The 2,002-nt window shown below is 40.6% G+C and carries 1 protein-coding gene; it reads right to left on the bottom strand.

Annotated features, from left to right (window positions below):
• Positions 1–570: 570 nt before the first annotated feature.
• Positions 571–1,989, bottom strand: coding sequence for an LPO_1073/Vpar_1526 family protein (locus EO116_RS06350; protein WP_127161118.1), 1,419 nt, complete (start codon positions 1,987–1,989; stop codon positions 571–573).
• Positions 1,990–2,002 lie beyond the last annotated feature (13 nt).

The raw sequence follows: 2,002 nt of genomic DNA, 5'->3' as shown, positions 1-2,002 counted from the left end.
ACAACCTCCACATACATAATTATCCTTCAACTCTAACACTTGTGTTCACAATTTTGTAAACCCCCACGATCAGAGAATCATACCTTTTGTTTCCTTCTATGCTACCTGTCACGAATCGCAAGTATACGATACATAACTTTGTCGTTACACTCACGCGACAATCGTTCGCCATTTATAAGCAAACATATCATCATGCATTCACGCAACGTAGCATAGTACTAGTAAAAATATTTTAATCATTAGTTTTTATTATACACTAAAATACTAGAGTTTTATAGCATTTTCCGTTAAAAAATCGCATAAAACTTCAAATTGTTGAATTATAATTCCGTTATTTATTTACTTTTATGAAGAGAAGATGAAGAAATTTAAATTTCCTCATCTTCTCTTCACATTACTCCGTTTTACCCTCCTTATTTATTAATATAACTTATGATAATTATAAGAAAAACAATTGAATACGTTGACAAATGCAACCACTTTTACAATCACATTGATAATATAAAAAGTTCACCCAACCAGACCTTACATCTGCATTGGGTGAACCTTTTTCACTGTATTATCTTGTCATTAACTAAACCAAGGAGAGATATCAAAGTCCTCGTGGATAGTTGCTTTCACCATACTACGGCCTAAGTAAAGTCCCAATAGCGTCAAGTTGAGTCGGCACAATGGGATGCGATTATAGGTTTGACACAGGTCTAGCAAGACTGGGGAAATGTGTTCTAGCACGTCCTCGAAGGATGTGTTGTCCCAGTCAAAAGCTCGGCTAAAGGCTAATCCCGTCAACGCTTGCTGTGTATCTTGATCAGTAATGCCTGCTCGTTGGAATAAGTTTGGCAACATGTATTCGTCAACGGCTGACAATTTTAGCAAGTTCGAGTTGAGGCTCGGCACGGTAATGGATGTGCGTACTGGCGCATGTTGCATGACATATTCTAACTCTTCCATGGTAAAGCCACGGTACTCAAAGACCAACGGATAGGAGTTACGCAAAATTTGCTCAAATCGCACTTCCCCTGCAGACGATGTACAACGCAAATACTCTAATTGTTGGTACATGTCTTCACGAGTTGGTAATTCGCTAAGTAATGGCTCTAAATATTTCTCCACATAGTGTTGGAAATTTTCCAAGGAATAATTGTTAGAATTTTTAGAATATTGCACGATCAAGGCTAATGCCAAAGCTTGTAAATGGCCTTTTTGCATATTCACCAAGCATTTCAAGGCATCCACTGCCACCAAGTACCAAGTACTGGATTGTGGTCGCTTTACTACATCGCTAAAGGCATCCGCCAACATGTCTCGCAACCATTCTGTTGGATTCGCCACATATGCTTTTTGTACTTGTAATAACGCCTCTTGGACAGCAATATTTTCCAACAATGTGGTGATTTCTTCTTCCGATTCGGCGCCCAATTGAGAGAACACGTATTCTGTGATGTATTTTGCCGTCGTTTCTGATGTTGGGTTCAGAATACCAAAGGCCGCTACGTACTGCGCCACAGCTTTATCTACGATGCTAACGAATGCAGTCACCACATTTTCTTCCGCCACCGGTTCGTCTGCGGACGCCTCTTCGCTCATCAATTCTTCTGTAATCTTTGGCATAATCCGTGTCGCATCGTCCGCCTCCTCTAGGGGTTGTTCACTAACGGCACGCACTAATTCTTTGGATACAACGCCTTGGGATTCATTCCAATCTGTCGCATCCACTGCTGGCAACGGCATGGTGTAATCACTAGGGTTCATCTCTTCCCAGATTGTGTCATCCGTCTCAGATTCTTCTTTTACAGCATACGGATTCTGAAAGTTCCGTCTCCGTTCTTCGTAATATTCTTCATAATTTGATACCGGCCGCTCTGCGTATTTCTTGTTACTTTTACCATCCCGAAACAAGAAATAGCAACATAATAAAAATAACAACACGACGCCTACCACGACCACGTAAGGTCCATATTGTAATGAAAGTTGTATCAATCCGTCCATGGGAAGTCCTCCA

The sequence above is a fragment of the Veillonella sp. VA137 genome, from assembly GCF_003992015.1.
Classification (GTDB): domain Bacteria; phylum Bacillota; class Negativicutes; order Veillonellales; family Veillonellaceae; genus F0422.
Note: the sequence above shows the minus strand (reverse complement) of the source record. Positions and strands in the feature narration are given on the sequence as shown.